The organism is Pseudomonas sp. NY15181 (genome assembly GCF_048068055.1).
Taxonomy (GTDB): Bacteria; Pseudomonadota; Gammaproteobacteria; order Pseudomonadales; family Pseudomonadaceae; genus Pseudomonas.
The window spans coordinates 501990-520199 of the sequence record NZ_JBLUPT010000001.1 but is presented as its reverse complement, the minus strand read 5'-3'; the positions used below and the strand labels follow the sequence as shown (position 1 = coordinate 520199).

Sequence of the window (18210 nt, the reverse complement as noted above, 5' to 3'; positions counted from 1 at the left end):
CAGGGTGGCAAAAAGGGGGCCTAGCCCCCTTTCCGCGCACCGCAGGACGTCTGGACGTCCTGGAATCAGCCTTCGGCGGAGTCGGCCGGCGCTTCTTCTACGAACTCGTCAGCAGTCACGCCACCGGCGGACTTGCCACGCAGTACGGCTTCGGCCATGGAACCCAGGTACAGCTGTACGGCGCGGATGGCGTCGTCGTTACCCGGGATAACATAGTCAACGCCTTCCGGGCTGCTGTTGGTATCGACGATGCCGATGACCGGGATGCCCAGCTTGTTGGCTTCGGTGATAGCAATGCGCTCGTGGTCGACGTCGATCACGAACAGAGCGTCCGGCAGGCCGCCCATGTCCTTGATGCCGCCCAGGCTGCGATCCAGTTTTTCCAGATCACGGGAGCGCATCAGAGCTTCTTTCTTGGTCAGCTTGGCGAAGGTGCCGTCCTGAGCCTGGGTTTCCAGCTCGCGCAGACGCTTGATCGACTGACGGATGGTCTTGTAGTTGGTGAGCATGCCGCCCAGCCAACGGTGGTCGACGTACGGCATGCCGCAACGGGCAGCTTCTTCGCGAACGATCTTGCCGGCGGAACGCTTGGTGCCGACGAACAGGATCTTGTTCTTGCCCTGGGCCAGGCGCTCAACGAAGGTCAGGGCCTCGTTGAACATCGGCAGGGTTTTTTCGAGGTTGATGATGTGGATCTTGTTGCGCGCGCCGAAAATGAACTTGCCCATTTTCGGGTTCCAGTAACGGGTCTGGTGGCCGAAGTGCACACCGGCCTTCAGCATATCGCGCATGTTGACTTGGGACATGATAGTTCCTCGATAAGTCGGGTTAGGCCTCCATGCATCCCAACGGCCAACCCTCCGAACCAGTCGAAAGGCACCCAGGCCATCGTGTCGATGCATGTGTGGGTTAATGCCTCGAAACGGCCGTAGCCTTCGAAGCGGGGCGCTTTATACCACAACCTCGACCCCAGCGAAACCCGAACAGATATCCGGCAGCACCCCGCCGACCCGTTTCGCCCTTATATAGAAGGGTTCCAAGTCTGGTAGACTTGCGTATTCCTCTTATTCACCCGCGCCTACGCAGCGCCTGAAGAGAAGTCGCATGACAGTTACCATCAAGACGCCCGAAGACATCGAGAAAATGCGCGTCGCCGGCCGTCTGGCCGCCGAAGTGCTGGAAATGATCGGCGAGCACGTCAAGCCCGGCATCACCACCGACGAACTGGATCGCATCTGCCACGACTACATCGTCAACGTGCAGAAGGCCATTCCGGCGCCGCTGAACTACAAGGGCTTCCCGAAGTCGATCTGCACCTCGATCAACCATGTGGTGTGCCACGGCATCCCCAACGACAAGCCGCTGAAGGAAGGCGATATCGTCAACCTCGATATCACCGTGATCAAGGACGGCTACCACGGTGACACCAGCAAGATGTTCCTGGTCGGCAAGACCCCGGAATGGGCTGATCGCCTTTGCCAGATCACCCAGGAATGCATGTACAAGGGTATCGCCATGGTCAAGCCGGGCGCGCGCCTGGGCGACATCGGCGAGGTGATCCAGAAGTACGCCGAGAAGAACGGCTTCTCCGTGGTGCGCGAGTACTGCGGCCATGGCATCGGCAAGGTGTTCCACGAGGAGCCGCAGGTGCTGCACTACGGTCGCGCCGGCACCGGCATGGAACTGAAGGAAGGCATGATCTTCACCATCGAGCCGATGATCAACCAGGGCCGTCCGGAAACCCGCCTGCTGGGCGACGGCTGGACCGCCATCACCAAGGACCGCAAGCTGTCCGCGCAGTGGGAGCACACCGTACTGGTCACCGCCGACGGCTACGAGATCCTGACCCTGCGCAACGACGAAAGCTTCCCGCGCACTTCCGCTGCCTGAGTCGCGGTTTGCAATCTCGCCGATGGCTGGGTAGAACATAGAAATCCCGGCCCGGCACAGCCATCGGGCCTGGCGCCAAGCGCCCAGGCCCGTTTGCCCTCTTGCCCCTGCCCTCCCCTAAGCCATTGATCAGGAAGGCCGCCATGCCGCAGGTGGATCCCGAGTTGTTCGACCGTGGGCAGTTCCAGGCGGAACTGGCCCTCAAATCCAGCCCTATCGCCGCGTTCAAGAAGGCCATTCGTCAGGCCAACGAGGTGCTCGACGCCCGCTTCAACGGCGGCCGCGACATCCGCCGGCTGATCGAAGACCGTGCCTGGTTCGTCGACCAGATCCTGCAGCAGGCCTGGAACCGCTTCAACTGGGGCGACGACGCCGATATCGCACTGGTCGCCGTGGGCGGCTACGGGCGCGGCGAACTGCACCCGCACTCGGACATCGACCTGCTGATCCTGCTCGACAGCGAGGACCAGGAAAGCTTCCGCGAGCCCATCGAAGGCTTCCTCACCCTGCTCTGGGACATCGGCCTGGAAGTCGGCCAGAGCGTGCGCTCGGTGGCCGAATGCGCCGAGGAAGCGCGCGCCGACCTGACCGTGGTCACCAACCTGATGGAATGCCGCACCATCTCTGGCCCGGACGGTTTGCGCCAGCGCATGCTCGAAGCCACCAGTGCGAAGCAGATGTGGCCCAGCGGGCAGTTCTACCTGGCCAAGCGCAAGGAACAGATCCACCGCCACACCAAGTACAACGACACCGAATACAACCTCGAGCCCAACGTGAAGGGCTCGCCCGGCGGCCTGCGCGACATCCAGACCCTGCTCTGGGTCGCCCGCCGCCACTTCGGCAGCCTCAACCTGCACGCCCTGGTGCGCGAAGGCTTCCTGGTGGAAAGCGAATGCAGCGTGCTGGCCTCCAGCCAGGAGTTCCTCTGGAAGGTGCGCTACGCCTTGCACATGCTCGCCGGGCGCGCCGAGGACCGCCTGCTGTTCGACCACCAGCGGCGCATCGCCGGGATGCTCGGCTACGAAGACAGCGACGCCAAGCTCGCGGTCGAGCGCTTCATGCAGAAGTACTACCGCGTGGTGATGGCGGTTTCCGAGCTGAACGACCTGATCACGCAGCACTTCGAGGAAGTGATACTGCGGGCCGGCGAGAACGGCCAGATCCTGCCGCTCAACAGCCGCTTCCAGTTGCGCGATGGCTACCTGGAGGTCACCCACGCCAATGTCTTCAAGCGCACCCCCTTCGCCCTGCTGGAAATCTTCGTACTGCTGGCCCAGCACCCGGAAATCAAGGGCGTGCGCGCCGACACCATCCGCCTGCTGCGCGACAGCCGGCACCTGATCGACGACGACTTCCGCCACGACATCCGCAACACCAGCCTGTTCATCGAGCTGTTCAAGTGCCGGGAAGGCATCCACCGCAACCTGAGGCGGATGAACCGCTACGGCATCCTCGGCCGCTACCTGCCGGAGTTCGGCCTGATCGTCGGGCAGATGCAGCACGACCTGTTCCACATCTATACGGTCGACGCCCACACCCTCAACCTGATCAAGCACCTGCGCAAGCTGCGCCGCCCGGACATGGCGGAGAAGTACCCGCTGGCCAGCAAGATCATGGAGCGCCTGCCCAAGCCGGAGCTGATCTACATCGCCGGGCTTTACCACGACATCGCCAAGGGCCGTGGCGGCGACCATTCGGAACTGGGCGCGCTGGACGCCGAACACTTCTGCCAGCGCCACCAGTTGCCGCCGTGGGACACCAACCTGGTGTCCTGGCTGGTGCAGAACCACCTGATCATGTCCACCACCGCGCAGCGCAAGGACCTGTCCGACCCGCAGGTGATCTACGACTTCGCCCAGCTGATGGGCAACCAGACCTACCTGGACTACCTCTACGTGCTCACCGTGGCCGACATCAACGCCACCAACCCGACGCTGTGGAACTCCTGGCGCGCCAGCCTGCTGCGCCAGCTCTACACCGAGACCAAGCGCGCCCTGCGCCGTGGCCTGGAGAACCCGGTAGACCGCGAGGAGCAGATTCGCCAGACGCAGAGCGCGGCCATCGACATCCTGGTGCGTGGCGGCATCGACCAGGACGACGCCGAGCAGCTCTGGAGCCAGCTGGGCGACGACTACTTCCTGCGCCACACCGCCGCCGACGTGGCCTGGCACACCGAAGCCATCCTCCAGCACCCGGACGACGGCACCCCGCTGGTGCTGATCAAGGAGACCGCCCAGCGCGAATTCGAAGGCGGCACCCAGATCTTCATCTATGCCGCCGACCAGCACGACTTCTTCGCCGTGACCGTGGCGGCGATGGACCAGCTCAACCTGAACATTCAGGACGCGCGGATCATCACCTCCACCAGTCTGTTCACCCTCGACACCTACATAGTGCTCGACGCCGATGGCGGCTCGATCGGTAACAATCCTGCCCGTGTTGCCGAAATTCGCGAAGGCCTGGTCTACGCCCTGAAAGACCCGGACGAATACCCGACCATCATCCAGCGCCGCGTGCCGCGCCAGCTCAAGCACTTCGCCTTCGCTCCGCAGGTGACCATTTCCACCGACGCGGCCCGCCAGGTCAGCGTGCTGGAAGTCACCGCGCCGGACCGCCCCGGCCTGCTCGCGCGCATCGGCGGATTGTTCCTCGACTTCGACCTGTCGGTGCAGAACGCCAAGATCGCCACCCTGGGCGAGCGCGTGGAAGACGTGTTCTTCATCACCGACGCGAACAACCAGCCGCTGTCCGACCCGGAGCTGTGCAAGCGCGTGCAGACCGCACTGGTCGACATCCTCTCGGACAGCGGCCAATACACCATGCCAACCCGCATCAGTATCTAAAAAGAAAGAGCCTTACCCATGAACCCAGCCCTCGACCAGCTCCAGCCCTACCCCTTCGAGAAGCTCCGCGCCCTTCTGGCCGGCGCCCAGCCGCCGGCGGACCTGAAGCCCATCGCGCTGTCCATCGGCGAACCCAAGCACCGCTCGCCGGACTTCGTCGCCAAGGCCCTGGCCGACAGCCTCGACCAGCTGGCCGTCTACCCCACCACCCTCGGCATCCCCGCCCTGCGCGAAGCCATCGCCGCCTGGTGCGAGCGCCGCTTCAAGGTGCCAGCCGGCTGGCTGGACGCCGCGCGCCATGTGCTGCCGGTGAACGGCACCCGAGAGGCCCTGTTCGCCTTCACCCAGGCCGTGGTCGACCGCAACGCCAAGGGTCTGGTGATCAGCCCGAACCCGTTCTACCAGATCTACGAAGGCGCGGCCCTCCTGGCCGGCGCCGAGCCGCACTACCTGCCCTGCCGGGAAGCCAACGGCTTCAACCCGGACTTCGACGCCGTGCCGGCCGAGGTCTGGGCGCGCTGCCAGATCCTCTTCCTCTGCTCCCCGGGCAACCCCACCGGCGCGCTGGTGCCGCTGGAGACCTTGAAGAAGCTGATCGCCCTGGCCGACGAGCACGACTTCGTGATCGCCGCCGACGAGTGCTACAGCGAGCTGTACTTCGACGAGCAGAACCCGCCGGCCGGCCTGCTGACCGCCTGTGCCGAACTGGGCCGCAGCGATTTCGCGCGCTGCGTGGTATTCCACAGCTTGTCCAAGCGTTCCAACCTGCCGGGCCTGCGCTCGGGCTTCGTCGCCGGCGATGCGCAGGTGCTGAAGAAATTCCTGCTGTACCGCACCTACCACGGCTGCGCCATGCCGGTGCAGACCCAGCTCGCCAGCGTCGCCGCCTGGAAGGATGAGGACCACGTGCGCGCCAACCGCGACATGTACCGCGAGAAGTTCGATGCCGTACTGGACATCCTCGCCGGCGTGCTCGACGTACAGCGCCCGGACGGCAGCTTCTACCTGTGGGCGAAGACGCCGATCGCCGACACCGAGTTCTGCCGCGGCCTGTTCGACCAGCAGCACGTCACCGTGGTGCCAGGCTCCTACCTGTCCCGCGACGTGAACGGCGAGAACCCCGGCGCCAACCGCGTGCGCATGGCGCTGGTGGCTCCGCTGGCGGAATGCGTCGAGGCGGCGGAGCGCATCAAGCGTTACGTGCAGAGCCTCTAAGGTCGCACACCCTGTAGGAGCGAGGGGGACGCCATCATTATTGCTCGCGAACACAGCTATCCGGCAGCTCCAGAGCCAAGCGGTTCGCGAGCAAGCTCGCTCCTACGAAAAGCCGATCTACACCCACCGCCCCGCCTTGCTGGTTACCCAGGCCTCCTGGTTATCCAGCTCCCCCAGCACCCCGCGCAGGGTTTCATCGTCGATCTCGTGCTCCCGGCGCATCCGGTACAGCTCCAGACGCTGGGCCCGCAGCGCCTTGACGCGTAGCGCCTGATCGGCCAGCTCAAGGGCACGGGCGCGCGCTCGGGCTTCCAGGCTGTCCGGAGCCGGGGCCAGCTCCTGCCGGTACTCAGCCATGAGCTTCGCCTTCACCTCCGCCAGCCGCGCCGTTTCCTCGGCGTCGGGACTTTCCTTGAGCGGCAATTCCTCGTTTTCCAGCATATGGATCGCCGCCGCGGCGGTCTTGCGCCACACCTGCTGCACTTCCAGCTCACGGCGGTCATTGCTGGCCACGGGCAAGCCGCGCAGCAGGATCGGCAGGCCGATGGTCGCCGCCAGCAGCGAAATCAGGATCACCCCTGCGGCAATGAAAATGATCAGGTCACGCTGCGGAAACGGCGAACCGTCCCCCAGCAGCAACGGCACCGAGAGCACGCCGGCCAGGGTCACCGCACCGCGCACCCCGCCCAGCGCGGAAATTGCCGACAGGCGCAGGGTCGGCTCACCCGGCCGGCCGCCCAGCTCGACGCCCCACCAGCGCTCGAAGCGCACCGAAACCTTCCAGTAGCACCAGACCCAGGCGAAGCGCAGCGCCAGCAAGGCAACGAAGACCGCCAGCACGTAGAACAGCAGCAGCGACGAGCGCCAGAGCATGTCGTCGGCGTGGTGCGCCACCGACTTGAGAATGTCGGGCAACTGCAGGCCGAGCAGGAGGAATACGACCCCGTTGAAGGCGAACTCCAGCATCGACCACACGCTGCGGTTGAGCAGCCGGGTATTGGTCTGCCGTGGCAGCAGATCGGCCCAGCTCTGCATCATGCCCGCCGCCACTGCGGCGAGGATGCCGGAGACGCCCGCCTCTTCGGCAACCATGTAGGAAGCGAACGGCAACAGCAGCATCAGCACGACATGGGTCGCCGGGTCGTCCCAGCCACGGCGGATCATCCAGCCGCGGATACGCCCCAGCAGCCAGCTCAGCAGCACCCCGCAGGCCAGGCCGCCCACCGCCACCAGCAGGAAGGACAGGCTGGCGTCCACCAGCGAGAAGGTACCGGTCATCGCCGCGGCGATGGCGAACTTGAAGGCCACCAGGCCCGAGGCATCGTTCATCAGCGCCTCGCCCTGGAGCACGTGCATCAGGCGTCTGGGCAGGCGATTCTGGGCGATGGCCGAAACCGCCAGCGCGTCGGTGGGCGACAGTACCGCCGCCAGGGCGAAGGCCGCGGCCCAGGGAATCTCCGGGATCAGCAGATGGATGAAGGCGCCGCCGACCACCACCGTAATCAGCACCAGGGCGAACGCCAGGGCCAGGATCGGCCCGCGCATCTTCCAGAACTCGCCCTTGGGCATGCGCCAGCCGTCGACGAACAGCAGCGGCGGGATGAACAGGAACATAAAGAGCTCGGGGTCCAGCGCCACGTGCAATCCCAGGCTCGGCCAGGCCAGCGCAGCGCCGGCGGCGATCTGGATCAGCGGCAGCGGCAGCGGGATCAGCTGCGCGGCGAGCCGCGTACCGCCCACGGTCAGCAGTAGGATCAGCACGGTGTATACGGTTTGCATCGACGAACTCCCGGCACAGTGCTCCATTGAACCATCGGCACAGTGGCGGATCAGCCACCGGATCGGCAACAGACTGTTGCAATCCGCCGGTTTCCCACCGGCATCCCGCAAGGCATCGGGAAGTGGCATAATCCCGCGCCTGAAGAAAAGCATGAAAAAGGAGACGCGCCCCGTGAGCCAGCGGACGCTGTATGGAATCAAGGCCTGCGACACCATGAAGAAAGCCCGCACCTGGCTGGACGAGCATGGCGTCGACTACGCATTCCACGACTACAAGGCCAGCGGAATAGACCGCGCGCACCTGGAGCAATGGTGCGCCGAACACGGCTGGGAAACCGTCCTGAACCGCGCCGGCACCACCTTCCGCAAGCTCGACGACGCGCAGAAGGCCGATCTCGACCAGGCCCGGGCCATCGAACTGATGCTCGCCCAGCCGTCGATGATCAAGCGCCCGGTGCTCGACCTGGGCGGCCGCACCCTGGTCGGCTTCAAACCCGACAACTACGCCACCGCGCTGGCCTGAGCCGTCCCGCCATGAGCATCGCCTGGGCCCTGTTCCTCCCCGCCTGCTTCGCCCTGAACCTGGCGCCGGGGCCGAACAACCTGCTGTCGCTGAACAACGCAGCCCGTTTCGGCCTGTTGCGCGCGACCCTGGCGGGCAGCGGCCGCCTGCTGGCGTTCGCCGGCATGCTGGCCCTGGCCGCCTCCGGCCTGGCCCTGGTGCTGCAGGCTTCGGCCTGGCTGTTCCTGGTGATCAAGGTAGTAGGCGCCACCTACCTGCTGTGGCTGGCTATCCAGCTCTGGCGCGCACCGACCGCCGACCTCGGCATCGACGGCGCCCCGGCGCCCGCCAGCAGCCTCTGGCGCCTGACACGCCAGGAATTCTGGGTCGCCGCCGGAAATCCCAAGGCGATCCTGATCTTCACCGCCTTCCTGCCGCAGTTCGTCGATCCGAACCAGGCCGTGGGCGCGCAGTTCGCCCAACTCGGCACAGCCTTCCTGTTGCTGGAATGGCTGGCCATCGCCCTCTACGGGCTCGCCGGGGTCCACCTCGGCAAGCTGCTCGCCGGCGCTCGCGCCCGGCGCCTGTTCAACCGTGGTTGTGCCGCGCTGCTGGGCAGCGCCGGGCTGGGCCTGCTGCTCAGCCGCCGTCCGGCCTGACCGAATACTTTCTTCGAGATTCTCTTTTTTAAGGAAGCACCCACATGTCGAAATCCCTGTTCAGCCTGGCCTTCGGTGTCGGCACCCAGAACCGCCAGGGCAACTGGCTGGAAGTCTTCTACGCGCAGCCGCTGCTGAATCCGAGTGCCGAACTGGTCGCCGCCGTTGCCCCGCTGCTGTCGTACCAAAACGGCAACCAGGCGATCGCCTTCACCGCCCACCAGGCCTACCAGTTGGCCGATGCCGTCAAGAGCGTCGACGCAGCCCAGGCCGCCCTGCTCAACCGCCTGGCCGAAAGCCAGAAGCCGCTGGTCGCCACCCTGCTGGCCGAAGACGCCGCCCCCAGCTCCACCCCGGAGGCGTACCTCAAGCTGCACCTGCTGTCCCACCGTCTGGTCAAGCCGCACGGCCTGAACCTGACCGGCATCTTCCCGCTGCTGCCGAACGTGGCCTGGACCAACCAGGGCGCCATCGACCTGGCCGAACTGGCCGAGCTGCAGCTCGAAGCGCGCCTGAAGGGCAAGCTGCTGGACGTGTTCTCCGTCGACAAATTCCCGAAGATGACCGACTACGTGGTCCCGGCCGGCGTGCGCATCGCCGACACCGCCCGCGTACGCCTGGGCGCCTACATCGGTGAAGGCACCACTGTGATGCACGAAGGCTTCGTCAACTTCAACGGCGGCACCGAAGGCCCGGGCATGATCGAAGGCCGCGTCTCCGCGGGCGTCTTCGTCGGCAAGGGCTCGGACCTGGGCGGCGGCTGCTCCACCATGGGCACCCTGTCCGGCGGCGGCAACATCGTCATCAGCGTCGGCGAAGGCTGCCTGATCGGCGCCAACGCCGGCATCGGCATCCCGCTGGGCGACCGCAACATCGTCGAAGCCGGCCTGTACGTCACCGCCGGCACCAAGATCGCCGTGCTGGACGACCAGAACAACCTGGTGAAAGTGGTCAAGGGCCGCGACCTGGCTGGCCAGCCGGACCTGCTGTTCCGCCGCAACTCCCAGACCGGCGCCGTCGAGTGCAAGACCAACAAGACCGCGATCGAACTGAACGAAGCGCTGCACGCGCACAACTAAGCTTGCGCGCCCCGCTCTCGCTGGGTTCGCACTAAGCTTGAAAAACGGGGGCTGCGGCCCCCGTTTTCCATTTTCCGCAACCGGCCATACGTCCATGTCCATTCCCTCGCCCTGGCGCTCTGACTTCCCGGCCCTCGCCGCCTTCGAGGCCGAAGGCCAGACCTACCTCGACAGCGCCGCCACCGCACAGAAGCCCCAGGCCATGATCGATGCCCTGGCCGGCTACTACGCCAGCGGCGCCGCCAACGTGCATCGCGCCCAGCACCTGCCCGGCGAACGCGCCACCCGCGCCTTCGAGGCCACCCGCACCCTGGCGGCCAACTGGCTGAACGGTGGCAGCCCGGCGCAGATCGTCTTCACCGGCGGCGCCACCGAAGCGCTGAACCTGCTGGCCTATGGGCTGGAAAGCCAGTTCCAGGCCGGCGACGAGATCGTCGTCAGCGCCCTGGAGCACCACGCCAACCTGCTGCCCTGGCAGCAACTGGCGCTCAGACGCGAGCTGAAGCTGGTGGTCCTGCCACTGGATCGCAGCGGGCGCATCGACCTGGAGCGTGCCGCCGGCCTGATCGGTCCGCGCACGCGGCTCCTCGCCGTCAGTCAGTTGTCCAACGTGCTCGGCACCTGGCAACCGCTGCCGGAGCTGCTGCAGATGGCCAGACAGCACGGCGCGCTGACGGTGGTCGACGGCGCGCAAGGCGTGGTCCACGGCCGGCACAATTTGTCGGCGCTGGGCTGCGACTTCTACGTCTGCTCCAGCCACAAGCTCTACGGCCCGGAAGGCCTCGGCCTGCTCTGGGGCCGTCCGCAAGCGCTGGACCGCCTGGCCCACTGGCAGTTCGGCGGCGAGATGGTGCGCGTGGCGGACTACTTCGATGCGCAATTCCACAGCGCGCCCATGGGCTTCGAAGCGGGTACTCCCGCCATCGGCCCGGTGATCGCCCTGGGCGCGACACTGGAATGGCTGGCCCAGCGCGACAGCGCCGAAATCAGCGCCCACGAGGACTTCCTCCACGCCCGCCTGCTCGCCGGGCTGCGCGCCCGTGACGGCGTGCGCGTGCTGGGCGAACCGGACGTGGCGCTGGCCAGCTTCGTGGTCGAAGGCGTGCATGTCGCCGACCTCGGCCACCTGCTCACCGAACAGGGCATCGCCGTGCGCGCCGGACACCACTGCGCCATGCCGCTGATGAAGACCCTCGATGTCGCCGGCGCCCTCCGAGTCTCCCTCGGCCTGTACAACGACGGCGCCGACCTGGAGCGCTTCTTCCACGCCCTCGACGGAGCCCTGGAGCTGCTGCGATGAGCCTGCCCGCCGCTGCCGGCGAAGCGCTGCAGGCCTTTACCGCACTGCAGGGCTGGGACCAGCGCGCCCGCCTGCTGATGCAGTGGGGCGAACGCCTGGAGCCGCTGGGCGATACCGAGCGCAGCGACGAGCACCGTGTGCACGGCTGCGAGAGCAACGTCTGGCTGGTGGCCGATCCGCACGGCGGCCACTGGCACTTCCGCGCCTACAGCGATGCGCGCCTGCTGCGCGGATTGCTGGCCTTGCTGTTGGCGCGAGTGGATGGCCTGCCCGGCTCCGAATTGGCCGCCATCGACCTGCCGGACTGGTTCAACCAACTGGGACTGGGGCGGCAACTGTCGCCGTCGCGCAGCAATGGATTGAATGCAGTGCTGAAGCGGATGCAGGAACTGATCGAGCCTTAGGACGTATAACGGTCGACGTTATACGCCGCTTGACCTTGGCCCCCGACCACTCCGACTTCAAGCTGGAAACCCGCCGCAGAGCACTTCGACCTCGGCCGAGCTGCCCGCCAACAATCCCGGCGTAACGGCGTACAACCGCGAACGGTTGTACGCCCTACGTGGCGCTGCGCTCCGAAGGCCGCCGCGCCCCGGCAACGATCTTGTCCACCGCCCGCGCCGCCGCGACCATGCCGAAGGTCGCGGTGACCATCATCACCGCGCCGAAGCCACCGGCGCAGTCCAGTTTCACCCCTTCGCCGACGAAGCTCTTGGACTGGCACACCGTGCCGTCCGGCTTGGGATAGCGCAGCTGCTCGGTGGAGAACACGCAGGGCACGCTGTAGTGGCGGCCCGGCGTGCGCGAGAAGTTGTAGTCGCGGCGCAGCATGGAGCGGACCTTGGCGGCCAGCGGGTCGTTGAAGGTCTTGTTCAGGTCGGCGACCTGGATCTGCGTCGGATCGACCTGCCCGCCGGCGCCGCCGGTGGTGATGATCTGCAGCTTGCGGCGCTTGCACCAGGCAATCAGCGCGGCCTTGGCGGCGACGCTGTCGATGCAGTCGATCACGCAGTCCATCTCGGCGGTGATGTAGTCGGCCATGGTCTCGCGGGTGACGAAATCCGCCACGGCGTGGACAACGATGCCCGGGTTGATCGACTTCAGGCGTTCGGCCATCACCTCGACCTTGGGCTTGCCCACGGCGCCCTGCAGCGCATGGACCTGGCGATTGGTGTTGGTGACGCAGACGTCGTCCAGATCGAACAGGGAAATCTCGCCCACCCCGCTGCGCGCCAGTGCCTCGGCCGCCCAGGAGCCGACGCCGCCGATCCCGACCACCGCCACATGGCTGGCCGCCAGCCGCTCCAGGCCCTCGCGGCCGTACAGCCGTGCGATACCGCCGAAACGCTGTTCATCCAGTTCCATTCACCACACCTCGCATCGAAACGGCCGGCATTCTATAACCATCCGGCGGCGCCGTCGGCACGCCTGCAACAAACCTGATTTTCCGCAGTCTCACTCACGCGCCTACAGCCCATTCTAAACTGTCGGAGGCCTGTGTCCGACGCCCCCTGCGGCGGCTCGCCGGCAATCTGTACAGTCCCCGGAGTGCGGGGTAGGATGCGCCCCGACCGGACGCCATTCCGGCCCCTCCCCGTTCCACCCTTTGGAACCCGATCGCACCATGCCTGCACGCAAGTTCGGCCTCAACCTGGTGATCTTCGTCGCCCTCGCGGCGCTCTTCACCGGCTTCTGGGCCCTGTACAACCGTCCCGTCAGCGTTCCCGACTGGCCGGAAAGCATTTCCGGATTCTCCTTCTCGCCCTTCCGCCTGAACCAGAATCCGCAGAAGAACCAGTTCCCCAGCGACGACGAGATCCGTTCGGACCTCGAACTGGTGTCGAAGCAAACCGACAACATCCGCACCTACTCGGTGAAGGGCTCGCTGGCCGACATTCCGCGCTTGGCCGAGGAGTTCGGCATGCGCGTCAGCCTGGGGATCTGGATCGGTCCGGACGAAGCCGAGAACGAGGCCGAGATCGAGCGCGGCATCGAAATCGCCAACAACTCGCGCAGCGTAGTGCGGGTCATCGTCGGCAACGAAGCGCTGTTCCGCCGCGAGGTGACGGTCGAGCAGCTGACCGGCTACCTGGACCGCGTGCGCAAGTCGGTGAAGGTGCCGGTCACCACCGCCGAGCAGTGGCACATCTATGAGAAGTTCCCGGCGCTGGCCAAGCATGTCGACCTGATCGCCGCCCACGTACTGCCCTATTGGGAATCCACCCCGATGGACACCGCAGTGCCGTTCGTCCTCGAACGCGCCAAGGAGCTGCGCGCCAAGTTCCCGCGCAAGCCGCTGCTGCTGGCCGAAGTCGGCTGGCCGAGCAATGGCCGCATGCGCGGCGGTGCCGACGCCACCCAGGCGGATCAGGCCATCTACCTGCGCACGCTGACCAACGCGCTGAACAAAAAGGGCTACAACTACTTCGTCGTCGAAGCTTTCGACCAGCCGTGGAAGGTTGGCGACGAAGGTTCGGTGGGCGCCTACTGGGGCGTCTACAACGCCCAGCGCCAGCCCAAGTTCAACTTCACCGGGCCGGTGGTGAACATCCCGCAGTGGCGCGCCCTGGCGGTGGCCTCGGTGGTGATGGCGCTGCTCGCCCTGACCCTGCTGATGATCGACGGCAGCGCCCTGCGCCAGCGCGGCCGAACCTTCCTTACCGTGGTCGCCTTCGCCGGTGGCTCGGTGCTGGTGTGGATCGCCTACGACTACAGCCAGCAGTACAGCACCTGGTTCAGCATGACCGTCGGCGGCCTGCTCGGCATCGGCGCGCTGGGCGTGTTCATCGTATTGCTCACCGAGGCCCATGAACTGGCCGAGACCGTCTGGGTGCGCAAGCGCCGCCGGCCGTTCGACCCGGTGCTGACCGACTCCAGCTACCGCCCCAAGGTTTCGGTGCACGTGCCCTGCTACAACGAACCGCCGGAGATGCTGAAGAAGACCCTGGATGCCCTCTCCCGGCTCGATTACCCGGACTTCGAAGTCCTGATCATCGACAACAACACCAAGGACCCGGCCGTCTGGGAGCCCGTGCGTGACTACTGCGAGGTGCTCGGCCCGCGCTTCCGCTTCTTCCACGTCGCGCCGCTGGCCGGCTTCAAGGGTGGCGCGCTGAACTACATCCTGCCGCACACCGCGCCGGACGCCGAAGTCGTCGCGGTGATCGACGCCGACTACTGCGTCGAGCCGAACTGGCTCAAGCAGATGGTGCCGCACTTCAGTGATCCCAAGATCGCCGTGGTGCAGTCCCCGCAGGACTACTACGACGGCGAGGAGAATGTCTTCAAGAAGCTCTGCTACGCCGAGTACAAGGGCTTCTTCCACATCGGCATGGTCACCCGCAACGACCGCGACGCGATCATCCAGCACGGCACCATGACCATGATCCGCCGCACCGTGATGGACGAACTGAAGTGGGCCGACTGGACCATCTGCGAGGACGCCGAGCTGGGCCTGCGGGTATTCGAGAAGGGCTATTCGGCCGCCTACTCGCACCAGAGCTTCGGCAAGGGCCTGATGCCCGACACCTTCATCGACTACAAGAAACAGCGCTTCCGTTGGGCCTATGGCGCCATCCAGATCATGAAGGGCCACGCCCGCGCCCTGTTCCAGGGCAAGGACAGCAAGCTCACCCTGGGCCAGCGCTACCACTTCATCGCCGGCTGGCTGCCGTGGATCGCCGACGGCATGAACATCTTCTTCACCGTCGGCGCGCTGCTCTGGTCCTCGGCCATGATCATCGTGCCCAAGCGGGTCGACCCGCCGCTGCTGATCTTCGCCATCCCGCCACTGGCGCTGTTCTTCTTCAAGTTCGGCAAGATCATGTTCCTCTACCGCCGCGCGGTGGGCGTGAACCTGCTGCGCTCGTTCCAGGCGGCGGTGGCGGGCCTGGCGCTGTCGCACACCATCGCCAAGGCGGTGCTCTACGGGGCGTTCACCAAGACCATCCCGTTCTTCCGCACGCCGAAGATGGCCTCCAACCACGGCATCCTCGTTGCACTCGCCGAGGCGCGGGAGGAAGTGTTCATCATGCTGCTGCTGTGGGGCGCCGCGCTGGGCATCGTGCTGGTGCAGGGCGTGCCTAGCCGCGACATGATGTTCTGGGTGGCCATGCTGCTGGTGCAGTCCCTGCCGTACCTCGCCGCCCTGGTGATGGCACTGCTGTCTTCGGCGCCGGGCCCGCAGGAGGCGCCGGCCGCCGACACCGCGCCGGCCAACTGAGTCCTCCTACACGTTGAACCACGCCACTTGTCTGCTCCCAAGAACGCCGGCCATTCGCCGGCGTTTTTGCTTTAAGATGAGCGCCTTTTTCCGTTCCACCCCCAGGAAGCCCTCAATGTCCCTCTCGCCGACACTGGCCCTCGCCTGCGAGCTGATTCGCCGCCCCTCCGTCACGCCGGTCGATGCCGACTGCCAGCAGCTGATGATGCAGCGCCTGGACGCCTGCGGCTTCGCCCTGGAGCCCATGCGCATCGAGGAGGTGGATAACTTCTGGGCCCTGCGCCAGGGCCGCGACGGCGCCAATGGCCCGGTGCTGTGCTTCGCCGGCCACACCGACGTGGTCCCCACCGGCCCCGAGCAGGCCTGGCAGCACCAGCCCTTCAACGCGCTGATCGACGCCGATGGCATGCTCTGCGGTCGTGGCGCGGCGGACATGAAAGGCAGCCTGGCATCGATGATCATCGCCACCGAGCGTTTCGTCGCCGATCATCCGGACCATCGCGGCAGCATCGCCTACCTGATCACCAGCGACGAGGAAGGCCCGGCCCATCACGGCACCAAGGCCGTGGTCGAGCGCCTGAAGGCGCGCAACGAGCGCCTGGACTGGTGCATCGTCGGCGAACCGTCCAGCACCACCCTGGTGGGCGACATCGTCAAGAACGGTCGCCGTGGCTCCCTCGGCGCCACCCTCACCGTGCGCGGCAAGCAGGGCCACGTGGCCTACCCGCACCTGGCGAAGAACCCGATCCACCTCGCCGCCCCGGCCCTGGCGGAACTCGCCGCCGAGCACTGGGACAACGGCAACGACTACTTCCCGCCGACCAGCTTCCAGATTTCCAACATCAATGGCGGCACCGGCGCCACCAACGTGATTCCGGGCGAGCTGAAGGTGATCTTCAACTTCCGCTTCTCCACCGAATCCACCGTGGAAGGCCTGCAGCAGCGCGTTGCCGCCATCCTCGACAAGCACGGCCTGGAGTGGCACATCGACTGGGCGCTATCCGGCCTGCCGTTCCTCACCCAGCCGGGTGAACTGCTCGACGGTGTGGCCGCCGCGATCCTCGCCGTCACCGGCCGCGAGACTACCCCGTCGACCTCCGGCGGCACCTCCGACGGGCGCTTCATCGCCACCATGGGCACCCAGGTGGTCGAACTCGGCCCGGTGAACGCCACCATCCACCAGGTGGACGAGCGCGTACTGGCCAGCGACCTCGATGTACTGACCGAAATCTACTATCAGACCCTGGTGCGACTGCTGGCATGAGTGGAACCAACAAGAACTTCTGCCTCGGCGCCACCCGCCCCGACACCCCGCCGCCGGCCCCGGCCGCCGAGCGCCGCTACGCCCTGCGCGTCTACCAGATCGCCCAGCGCCGCCGCTCGCTGCCGACCGTGCTGCGCAACGACCTGCCGCAGCCGCTGGGGCCAGGAAAGAAATGATGCTGATCTGTCCGCTCTGCCGCGAGGCACTCGCTGACGTCGACAACGGCGTCGCCTGCTCCGCCGGGCACCGCTTCGACCGCGCACGCCAGGGCTACCTGAACCTGCTGCCGGTGCAGCACAAGAAGAGCCTCGACCCGGGCGACAACGCCGCCATGGTCGAGGCGCGCCGCTACTTCCTCGGCGCCGGGCACTATGCGCCGCTGGCCAAGCGCCTGGCCGAGTTGGCCGCCGAGCGCAGCCCCGGCCGCTGGCTGGATATCGGTTGCGGCGAGGGCTATTACACCGCGCAACTGGGCGAGGCGCTGCCCCAGGCCGACGGCTACGCGCTGGATATCTCCCGCGAGGCGGTCAAGCGTGCCTGCAAACGCGCCCCGCAGCTGACCTGGATGGTCGCCAGCATGGCCCGCGTGCCGCTGGCCGATGCCTCCTGCCAACTGCTGGCCAGCGTATTCAGCCCGATCGACTGGAAGGAAGCCGCGCGCTTGCTCACCCCCGGCGGCGGCGTGCTGCGCCTGGGCCCGGCCCGCGACCACCTGCTGGAGCTGCGCCAGCGCCTGTATGACGAAGTGCGCGAGTACGTCGAGGACAAGCACCTCGCCGACTTGCCCGAGGAGCTCCAGCTGGCGCACACCGAACAACTGAGTTTCAAGCTGCCGCTGGAAACCCGCGAAGCCCGCGAGCACCTGCTGGCGATGACGCCCCATGGCTGGAGGGTCAACCCCGAGCGACGCGAGCGCATCCTCGCCGAGCCCTTCGAGGTGACGGTCGCGGTACGCTACGATTGGCTTGAACGCCAAGAACCCTGAACCGGTTCGATACCGGCCCTGAACAGGCTTACGAGGACGCCATGCGCCAACCGGACATCGAGATCTACATCAAGGACGCCGACCAGGCCGCCGTCGGCGCCTGGCTGGAAAAGGCACTTGGCCCCTGCTCCGAATGGCGCGCCCAGGGCGAGACCTTCAAGTGCAGCGCCGGCAGCATTCCGGTGACCTGGCTGCCCAAGGCCGTGGGCAAGTGGAACAGCCTGTTCCTGGACAGCGACGCCACGCCGTGGGACGACGATGTCGCCTGCGCCCGCGACGCCTGTGCAGCACTGGAAGTGGAAGTGCGCTGCGCACCGGGCAGCTGGAGCGAGGATCAGGGCGAGGAGGACGCGGACCGCTGGCTGAAGGTGACCGCCGCGGGCGTCGAAGAGATTACCTGGCGCACGGGCTGAAACCCGCCCTTCGCAAGGCTTGAAAAACAAAGGCCCGTCCATTGGACGGGCCTTTGTTT

16 protein-coding genes are annotated in these 18210 nt (G+C 66.3%); 13 read left to right on the top strand and 3 right to left on the bottom strand.

Features of this window, described 5'->3' with window-relative positions; translation table 11 throughout:
• Positions 1–65: 65 nt before the first annotated feature.
• The gene (rpsB, locus tag ACNFBT_RS02415; RefSeq protein WP_207885444.1) at positions 66–806 is read right to left on the bottom strand and encodes a 30S ribosomal protein S2; all 741 of its coding nucleotides are present in this window, start codon (positions 804–806) and stop codon (positions 66–68) included.
• A gap of 283 nt (positions 807–1089) precedes the next feature.
• Between rpsB and map the strand changes: the two genes are divergently transcribed.
• The 3 genes from map to dapC all read left to right on the top strand — a co-directional run bounded on the left by map (position 1090) and on the right by dapC (position 5948).
• Complete coding sequence (gene map / locus ACNFBT_RS02410) at positions 1090–1890, top strand: type I methionyl aminopeptidase (RefSeq protein WP_416747176.1); 801 nt, start codon at positions 1090–1092, stop codon at positions 1888–1890.
• A 143-nt stretch (positions 1891–2033) separates the two neighbouring features.
• Positions 2034–4733 carry a [protein-PII] uridylyltransferase gene (locus ACNFBT_RS02405; protein ID WP_416746133.1) on the top strand — a complete coding sequence of 900 codons (2700 nt, stop codon included), beginning with the start codon at positions 2034–2036 and terminating at the stop codon, positions 4731–4733.
• Positions 4734–4751: 18 nt separating this feature from the next.
• Positions 4752–5948, top strand: coding sequence for a succinyldiaminopimelate transaminase (gene dapC, locus ACNFBT_RS02400; protein ID WP_416746131.1), 1197 nt, complete (start codon positions 4752–4754; stop codon positions 5946–5948).
• A gap of 117 nt (positions 5949–6065) precedes the next feature.
• On the opposite strand, the gene ACNFBT_RS02395 is transcribed toward dapC, so the two are convergent.
• Complete coding sequence (locus tag ACNFBT_RS02395) at positions 6066–7727, bottom strand: Na+/H+ antiporter (RefSeq protein ID WP_416746129.1); 1662 nt, start codon at positions 7725–7727, stop codon at positions 6066–6068.
• 151 nt (positions 7728–7878) lie between these two features.
• On the opposite strand from ACNFBT_RS02395, the gene ACNFBT_RS02390 reads away from it, so the two are divergent.
• From ACNFBT_RS02390 to ACNFBT_RS02370, 5 genes are all read left to right on the top strand, one after another.
• The gene (locus ACNFBT_RS02390) at positions 7879–8250 is read left to right on the top strand and encodes an ArsC family reductase (RefSeq protein WP_416746127.1); all 372 of its coding nucleotides are present in this window, start codon (positions 7879–7881) and stop codon (positions 8248–8250) included.
• A gap of 11 nt (positions 8251–8261) precedes the next feature.
• Entirely contained in the window at positions 8262–8888 is a 627-nt protein-coding gene (locus tag ACNFBT_RS02385) for a LysE family translocator (protein ID WP_416746125.1), read from the top strand.
• Between the two features lie 44 nt (positions 8889–8932).
• Complete coding sequence (dapD, locus tag ACNFBT_RS02380; protein ID WP_416746123.1) at positions 8933–9967, top strand: 2,3,4,5-tetrahydropyridine-2,6-dicarboxylate N-succinyltransferase; 1035 nt, start codon at positions 8933–8935, stop codon at positions 9965–9967.
• 94 nt (positions 9968–10061) lie between these two features.
• The gene (locus ACNFBT_RS02375; protein WP_416746121.1) at positions 10062–11267 is read left to right on the top strand and encodes an aminotransferase class V-fold PLP-dependent enzyme; all 1206 of its coding nucleotides are present in this window, start codon (positions 10062–10064) and stop codon (positions 11265–11267) included.
• Positions 11264–11671, top strand: coding sequence for a SufE family protein (locus ACNFBT_RS02370; protein WP_416746119.1), 408 nt, complete (start codon positions 11264–11266; stop codon positions 11669–11671). The genes ACNFBT_RS02375 and ACNFBT_RS02370 overlap by 4 nt, the downstream gene beginning before the upstream one ends.
• A gap of 154 nt (positions 11672–11825) precedes the next feature.
• On the opposite strand, the gene tcdA is transcribed toward ACNFBT_RS02370, so the two are convergent.
• Positions 11826–12632, bottom strand: coding sequence for a tRNA cyclic N6-threonylcarbamoyladenosine(37) synthase TcdA (gene tcdA, locus ACNFBT_RS02365; protein WP_416746117.1), 807 nt, complete (start codon positions 12630–12632; stop codon positions 11826–11828).
• A gap of 259 nt (positions 12633–12891) precedes the next feature.
• Between tcdA and ACNFBT_RS02360 the strand changes: the two genes are divergently transcribed.
• The 5 genes from ACNFBT_RS02360 to ACNFBT_RS02340 all read left to right on the top strand — a co-directional run bounded on the left by ACNFBT_RS02360 (position 12892) and on the right by ACNFBT_RS02340 (position 18151).
• On the top strand, positions 12892–15489 hold the full coding sequence (locus tag ACNFBT_RS02360; RefSeq protein WP_416746115.1) for a glycosyltransferase: 2598 nt from the start codon (positions 12892–12894) through the stop codon (positions 15487–15489).
• Between the two features lie 76 nt (positions 15490–15565).
• Positions 15566–16753 (top strand): succinyl-diaminopimelate desuccinylase, encoded by a 1188-nt coding sequence (gene dapE, locus ACNFBT_RS02355; RefSeq protein WP_416746113.1) that lies wholly within the window; start codon positions 15566–15568, stop codon positions 16751–16753.
• The gene (locus ACNFBT_RS02350; protein WP_416746111.1) at positions 16750–16929 is read left to right on the top strand and encodes a hypothetical protein; all 180 of its coding nucleotides are present in this window, start codon (positions 16750–16752) and stop codon (positions 16927–16929) included. Before dapE ends, ACNFBT_RS02350 begins: the two co-directional genes overlap by 4 nt.
• Positions 16929–17738, top strand: coding sequence for a putative RNA methyltransferase (locus ACNFBT_RS02345; RefSeq protein WP_416747175.1), 810 nt, complete (start codon positions 16929–16931; stop codon positions 17736–17738). Before ACNFBT_RS02350 ends, ACNFBT_RS02345 begins: the two co-directional genes overlap by 1 nt.
• A 41-nt stretch (positions 17739–17779) precedes the next feature.
• Positions 17780–18151 carry a hypothetical protein gene (locus ACNFBT_RS02340; RefSeq protein ID WP_416746109.1) on the top strand — a complete coding sequence of 124 codons (372 nt, stop codon included), beginning with the start codon at positions 17780–17782 and terminating at the stop codon, positions 18149–18151.
• Positions 18152–18210 lie beyond the last annotated feature (59 nt).